We start from the raw sequence: 6,566 nt of genomic DNA, 5'->3' as shown, positions 1-6,566 counted from the left end.
GCCCCCGTTGTCCACGCCTGAGTCCGTTCTCGACGTCGTGCCGGTGATGCCGGTCGTCGTGCTCGACCGGGTCGAGGACGCCGTGCCGGTCGCGCGCGCCCTCGTCGCCGGCGGCCTGCCGGCCATCGAGCTCACGCTCCGCACCCCGGTCGCCCTCGACGCGATCCGGGCGATCGCCGAGCAGGTGCCCGAGATCCTGCTCGGCGCCGGCACGATCGTGTCGCCGTCCCAGGCGGAGGAGGCTGTCGCGGCAGGCGCTCGCTTCCTCGTCTCCCCCGGCTCGACGCCGCGACTGCTCGACGCGATGCTCGCGACCGGGGTGCCGTTCCTGCCCGGCACGGCCTCGGTCTCGGAGGCACTGGCCGTGCTCGAGGCCGGGGTGAGCGAGATGAAGTTCTTCCCCGCCGAGGCCGCCGGTGGCGCGCCGTACCTGAAGTCGATCGCCTCCCCGGTGCCCGCCGCCCGCTTCTGCCCGACGGGCGGCATCACGGCCGCGAGCGCGCCGTCGTACCTCGCACTGCCCAACGTCGGCTGCGTCGGCGGCTCCTGGCTGACCCCGGCCGACGCGATCGCGGCCGGCGACTGGGGCCGGATCACCGAGCTCGCCGCAGCCGCGGCGGCCCTCGGAGGCTGAGCAGTCCGATCCCCTGGGCGAGGACGTCGACGAAGCCCCGCGAGCCGGGCACAGACCGTGCGCACGTCACCGGGCTTCGTCGACGCTCGCTGGCGCTCGCTGCTCAGCCTCCGTGGAGATCGCTCGGGCCTAGCGGCCCTTCCAGACCGGGGGCCGCTTCTCGGCGACGGCGGTGGCGCCCTCCTGGGCGTCCTCGGAGACGAACACCGGCGCCATCAGCTCGGACTGCTTGTCCCAGCCCTCCTCGAGGGTCCAGTCGAACGACGCGCGCGCGATCTGCTTGGTGATCGCGACCGCGAGCGGACCGTTGGCGGCGATCGTCGCGGCCAGCTCGAGGGCACCGTCGAGCGCACCACCCTCGGGGGTCAGCCGGTTGACGAGGCCGAGGTCGGCGGCGCGCTGCGCGGTGATGGGGTCGCCGGTGAGCAGCAGCTCGAGGGCGATCGTCTGCGGGATGCGACGGGTCAGCAGCATTGCGGCGCCACCACCGGCGACCAGGGCGCGCTTGACCTCGGGGACGCCGAGCCTTGAGGTCTCGGAGGCGACGACGAGGTCGCAGGCCAGCAGCAGCTCGAAGCCGCCGGCCACGGCCCAGCCCTCGACGGCGCCGATCAGTGGCTTGCGCGGCGGTTGCTGGGTGATGCCACCGAGACCGCGGTCGCCGACGAGAGGCAGGTCTCCGGTGAGGAACGCCTTGAGGTCCATCCCCGCCGAGAAGGTCCCACCCGCGCCGGTGAGGACCCCCACCCGCAGGTCGTCGTCGGCGTCCAGCTCGTCGACGGCCGCGGCGATGCCGCGGGCGACGGCGCCGTTGAGCGCGTTCTTGGCGTGCGGGCGATTGATGGTGATGACCTGGACGCCGTCACGGCGCTCCACCAGGACGGCGTCCTGCTCGTCGGTCTCAGTGGGCATGAGGACTCCTCGTCGTCGGGTGCGCTCGATCATGGCAGGGCCGGGTGCGGGTCCGGATCTGCTCACCGACCACAGAGACGAGCAGGACGAAGAGCACGGCCGGCGCCACGACCGGGATCAGGAGGAGGACGAGGACCAGCAGGCCGACCGCGCTCGCCGGGACCAGCAGCGCGACGATTGGCCACCAGGCCAACCGTGGCGGCACCAGCGACGCCGCCGCTGCCGCCAGCCCCACCGCCACGAGGATGCCGAGGATGGCGTGGTCTCGGCTGAAGGAGTCCTCGCCCCCGGGTGCGGTCCAGTACAGGTAGCTGGTCACCGACCCGGTGGCAAGGGCGGCCACGGTCAGGACGATGTACGCCGTGCGGCGCCCGCGCGGGAGCGAGACGATCGTGGTCCCGGCGCCGGCTCGCGGGGCGAGGACCTGGCGGGCGTCACCTCGGCGGCCACGTGCCTGCATGGTCGCGGTGAGCGCGACGACGAGCAGGACGAGGACGAGGAAGTGCGGTCCGAACACCAGGTTGGGCACCCACATGAGGTCTCCTCGTCGTCGGGTCGGCCGATCATGGCAGGCGTGGGGTCGAGCGGCGAGCGTCTCGATACGCCGGTGGCTCGCTGCGCTCGCTCCCCGGCTACTCGACGACCCAGGTGGCGGGCTCGCTCCCCGGCTACTCGACGACCCAGGTGGCGGGCTCGCTCCCCGGCTACTCGACGACCAGGGCGGTGCGCCCCGGCTACAGGTTGCGCCAGCGCGGCTTCTGCTTGAACGCGAAGGCGGTGACGCCCTCGCTGGTGTCGCGGGCGACGAGCAGCTTGTCGAGGGCGTCGGTGGGGGCGGTGGCGGCGTCGACCGGGTCGGCGTGGGCGGCGGCCTCCTCCATCAGCTGCAGCGAGATCCGCACGGACGTGGGTGAGCTCTCGAGCAGCTCGGCGGCGAGGTCGCGGGCGGCGTCGAGCGCGCTCCCGGTGGGGACGACCCGGTTGACCAGGCCCCAGCGCTGCGCCTCCTCGGCACCCATCCGACGTCCGGTGAGGATCATCTCGTTGGCCACGTGCGGGGGCAGCGCGCGCGGCAGGCGGACGAGTCCGCCCATCGCGGCGACGAGCCCGACCTTGACCTCGGTCAGGTCGACCTGCGCCTGCTCCTCTGCGACGACGAGGTGACACGCCAACGCCAGTTCGAAACCACCGCCGAAGGCGTGGCCGTTGAGCGCGGCGATGATCGGCTTGTGCACGTGTCGGCGTGAGGTGAGGCCACCGAACCCGGTCTTCGGCATCCACAACGCCCCGCCGGCGGCGGTGTGGAGCAGGTCGTTGCCGGCGCAGAACGCGCCACGGCCGTCGTCGCCCCGGGCGCCGGTGAGGATCGCGACCCACAGGTCACGGTCGGCGAGGTAGGCGTCGAGGACGTCGGACAGCTCCTGGCTGGCGTCGGGCGTGAGCGCGTTGCGCACCTCGGGTCGGTTGATCGTGATCTCGAGGACGTGGCCGTCGCGACGCAGCGTGACGAACTCGTAGTCATCGCGGAACCCCACCGGCACCGGCGGCAGCAGCTCGGCCATCCGCTCCTCGCTCACCGTCGCCCGGTTGCCCTGCGGCAAGGAGCGCACGAAGACCCGTGTGCCGTGGGCGTTCTCGCCGAGGAGCATCGCGATCAGCCCGTCCGGCCCGGTGTCGCCGGCGACCTCGTTGGCCAGGAACCGTCGTCCGTCGTCGAGGAGCCCGACCACGATCGCGCCGACCGGCTCGCCGCCGGCGTACCGCACCGTCCAGGTCTCGACGTGGCCCCAGCCGTCGGCCTCGATCGCGATCGGGTGGTCGGGGTAGTCGTCGAGCCGGGCCTGCAGCCGCTCGTCGTGCCCGACCTGCCACGCGCCCGGGGCCGTGGAGTAGACGCCCACCGAGTACTTGCTCAGCGTGCCGCCGTTGGCGCCCACCAGCCCGAAGGACCCGGGCACGGCCCGGCAGCGCGAGACCGTCTCGGCGATGGCGTGCAGCGAGTAGGAGTTGCCGGGCCCACCGAAGTACGGCAGCCCGCCGGTCACGGTGAGCCCGCGCGGGTCGTCGTGGGCAAGGCCGATCCCGTCGGCGACGATCGAGACCGCCACCGGGAAGCAGGAGTAGAGGTCGAACGTCGCCACGTCGGCGAGCCCGATCCCCGCCATCTCGAGCGCGGCACCCGCGGCGGTCACCGCGGGCGTCGCGACACTCAGGTCGGTACGACGCATCAGCTCGCGGTCGCGGAGGTCGCTGTGCCCGCGCAGGTAGACCCACCGGTCGCGCTCGATGCCGAGCTCGACGGCGATCCGCTCCGTCGTCAGCACCACCGCCGCGCCCTGGTTGACCTTCTCCCGCGACACCACGGCCTTCGGGTAGGGGTCGACGATCAGGCGGTTGCTCTCGGTGACGCGCATGATCTCGTCGGCCGACCGGGCCACCCGCACCGCGGCGTGCGGGTTGGCCGCCGCGACCGCGGTGAAGGGGGCGAAGAGTGCCCCCATCTCGTCGTTCAGCTCGGCGCGCGAGAGCCCGAGCCTCGAGCGGCGTGCGTTCTCGAACAAGGCGTACTGCGTCGGGGCGTCGATCAGCCCGTGCCCGGCCTGGTAGCGGGACGTGATGCCCTCCAGCCCGGCGCCGCGATCGGCTCCGGCGTCGCTGTCGCGGTCGACGTGCTCGGTGAGGTCGGGCTTGTCGTCGCGGCGCGCGAGGTCGAGGACCGTCGAGATCGCCTCGGCCCCCGCGACCAGCGCCATCCGCGACCGCCCCGCCGCGAGCTCGCCGCACACCTCGGTGACGAGGTGCTGCGGCGACTGGCCACCCGACACCTCGTAGATCACGCGCGCGGGGTCGAGCCCGAGCCGGCCCGCGACCGACCTCGGAAAGCTGTCGGAGCGACCCAGCGGCGCCGGCATCCCCGGGAACGACTCGTCGAATTGCCGCGTGCAGGCGAGCAGGTCGAGCAGGGCCGTCACCCCGGTCTCGGCGCCCGTGTCGTCGATCGCCAGGCCGGCCACGCGGGCTGCCAGGTCGACCGGGGACAGCCCTTCGTAGGAGGTCTCCCCGAGACGCTCGGACCATTGGGCGACGCCGACGAGGATCGGCACCTCGGCCGAGGGAGCGGCAGGATCAGTCATGCCCTCATCCAAGCGGTTGCACCAGGATCTTGGCGTGCGTCTCGGGATCGCCGAGGTCGTCGAACGCCCCGGCCACCCCGTCGAGGTCGACGGTCCCGGTGATCAGTGGCGTCGGGTCGACGGTGCCCTCGGCCAGCAGGTGCAGCGACTCGCGGAACTCGGCCGGCGTGTAGCCGAGCACGAAGCGCAGGTCGACCTCCTTGTTGATGGCGATCGACGGCCTGATGCGGTCCTCGCCCATGCACACGCCCACCACGACCACGCGGGCGTAGACGGGCGCCGCGGCGATGATGCCGTCGAGGATCCCGGGCACCCCGACGCACTCGAACACGACCGGCCCCTTCGGTCCTGCGCCGACGGCCTCGGCCGCGCGGAAGACCTGGTGCCACGGGAGGAACGGCACGGCGCGCAGCTTCTCCATGGTTCCGACGGCCAGCTCGAGCAGACCCGGCGCGTCGAGGAACTTCTCGTCGAAGACCTCGTACGGCGACTGCTCGGCCGGGTCGACGACCACGTCGGCCCCCAACCGCTCGGCCAACGCGCGCCGTCCGGCGGAGAAGTCGCTGGCGACCACGCGTCGTACGCCCTGGGCCTTGAGCATCGCGATCACGCCGAGCCCGATCGGACCGCACCCGATGACGATCGCGACCTGGCCCTTGGCGACCTCGCCACGTCGTACGGCGTGCAGGGCGACAGCCATCGGCTCGGTCAGGGCAGCCGTCACCGGGGAGAGTCCGTTGGGGATCGCGAAGGTCAGGGCATCCTGCACCAGCACCTGCTCGGCGTAGCCGCCCGGGGCCCGGGTGGTGAGGCCCGTCAGGTGGACGCCGTCGGCGCGGTCGAGTCCGCGCACGATCGGCATGGCCACGACGGGGGTGCCCTCGCGGGTGCGGGCGCCGCGACCCGCAGCGGTGACGATGCCGGAGAACTCGTGGCCCATCACGACGGCCTGGTCGGAGCGCATGAAGTCGTCGTAGCCGGCGGTCGCTGCGGCATCGGCCATCTCGTCGCAGTGATGGCGGGCGTGCAGGTCGGAGCCGCAGATGCCGCAGGCGACCACGTCGAGCACGACCTGGCCCTTGCCCGGGGTCGGGGCCGGCAGCTCGCGGACGTCGAGTGCGCCGCGCTCGCAGACCAGGGCCCTCATCGCGTTGCCGCCTGGGCTGGGTCGGTGGGGGTGGGCCAGGGGGTCATCGTGGTGTCACGTCCTCGTGCTCGTCGGCGGCGTGTCCGGCACTATGCCAGGACTGGTCCACCCGTTCCGCTGTCGTGGACCGCCAGACACGGCCCCTTTCCTCGGCGTAGATTGCAGAGGTGACCAAAGGGGAGCCGGACGACCTGGAGGGGGTCGACACCGAGGCCGAGGACCGTGCTGCCGCCTTGATCGACCGCTGGCAGCGGCACCAGGGACCCCCGGACCCGGACTCCGCGACGGTGTCGCGCCTCGACGAGGCCCGCGCCCGACGCGACGGGCCTGCGCCCGTCGAGCCTCCGCTCGCCGAGCCGATCCCGCTGCCGGTCCGCGATCCAGCACCGGAGCCCGGCCTCACCCCGCCGACGGAGGGCGTACGACGTCCGAAGCATGCGGCCCTGCGCGCGTTCCCGCCGCCCGAGCGGTCGACCGACTCGGTCACGGCCAGCCGCGAGGTGATGGATGCGCTCGGCAGGACGACGCCGACCCCCGAGGACCCTGCGAGCCCATCGGGCCCGCCAGGTCCGCCGGGCCCCGACACCACCCAGCCGCCGGTCAAGCCGCGCAGCCCCGGCAGCCGGCGCGCCCCGCGTCACGCGGCTGTGCCCGCCAAGCCGAAGCCCACCCCCGCCGCCACCGGGCCGACTCCCCCGGCTACCCCGGCTGCCCCGCGTACCCCCAGGCACCCGCCCAC

General features: G+C 73.4%; 5 protein-coding genes and 1 pseudogene. 2 read left to right on the top strand and 4 right to left on the bottom strand.

From position 1 onward, the window contains the following. Nucleotides 1-634: bifunctional 4-hydroxy-2-oxoglutarate aldolase/2-dehydro-3-deoxy-phosphogluconate aldolase (eda, locus tag VOI19_RS11435; RefSeq protein ID WP_323793090.1), on the top strand; the 634-nt coding region annotated here is incomplete at its 5' end. A 129-nt stretch (nt 635-763) separates the two neighbouring features. On the opposite strand, the gene VOI19_RS11430 is transcribed toward eda, so the two are convergent. From VOI19_RS11430 to VOI19_RS11415, 4 genes are all read right to left on the bottom strand, one after another. Next, on the bottom strand, nt 764-1,546 hold the full coding sequence (locus VOI19_RS11430) for a crotonase/enoyl-CoA hydratase family protein (RefSeq protein ID WP_323793089.1): 783 nt from the start codon (nt 1,544-1,546) through the stop codon (nt 764-766). Continuing rightward, nucleotides 1,536-2,081, bottom strand: a complete 546-nt coding sequence (locus VOI19_RS11425; RefSeq protein ID WP_323793088.1) for a hypothetical protein — start codon at nt 2,079-2,081, stop codon at nt 1,536-1,538. Before VOI19_RS11425 ends, VOI19_RS11430 begins: the two co-directional genes overlap by 11 nt. 199 nt (nt 2,082-2,280) lie before the next feature. Beyond that, nucleotides 2,281-4,680, bottom strand: coding sequence for an enoyl-CoA hydratase-related protein (locus VOI19_RS11420; protein ID WP_323793087.1), 2,400 nt, complete (start codon nt 4,678-4,680; stop codon nt 2,281-2,283). A gap of 4 nt (nt 4,681-4,684) precedes the next feature. Next, nucleotides 4,685-5,827 (bottom strand): zinc-binding dehydrogenase, encoded by a 1,143-nt coding sequence (locus tag VOI19_RS11415; RefSeq protein WP_323793086.1) that lies wholly within the window; start codon nt 5,825-5,827, stop codon nt 4,685-4,687. 167 nt (nt 5,828-5,994) lie between these two features. Between VOI19_RS11415 and VOI19_RS11410 the strand changes: the two are divergent. Then, nucleotides 5,995-6,566, top strand: a pseudogene (locus VOI19_RS11410) (hypothetical protein); the annotation flags it as partial.

The organism is Nocardioides sp. (assembly GCF_034670285.1).
Lineage (GTDB): Bacteria > Actinomycetota > Actinomycetes > Propionibacteriales > Nocardioidaceae > Nocardioides.
This window is presented reverse-complemented; position numbering and strand designations above follow the sequence as displayed.